This window comes from Photobacterium sp. R1, assembly GCF_054600795.1.
The window spans coordinates 1-269 of the sequence record NZ_BAAHZP010000575.1 but is presented as its reverse complement, the minus strand read 5'-3'; the positions used below and the strand labels follow the sequence as shown (position 1 = coordinate 269).

Here is a 269-nt window from a genome sequence, read left to right as displayed (position 1 = left end):
CGAAAAACTGCCCGCCATGCCCTTAAGGGCGGCCACTTTGGCCTCTTCAGCAATATCGATATAACGGGGAACGACGACAACGGTCAGAATACTGACCACCACCACAACAATGACCAGTTCGATCAGTGATAAGCCGGTTTGCCTGTTCGGATACTGAGTCATAACCTGCCAAAAACATGACGAGCGGGCGTCAAAATGATGTAAGTGGTCATTCTCGCACGATCATAAAAAAATACCAGTGAAAACAATCAGGTTATTGCACATTTTCC

The 269-nt window shown here is 46.8% G+C and carries 1 protein-coding gene; it reads right to left on the bottom strand.

Features of this window, described 5'->3' with window-relative positions:
- Window positions 1-162 (bottom strand): prepilin-type N-terminal cleavage/methylation domain-containing protein (locus tag ACYP03_RS26345; protein WP_459782716.1); only part of this gene is annotated, 162 nt, incomplete at its 3' end.
- Window positions 163-269 lie beyond the last annotated feature (107 nt).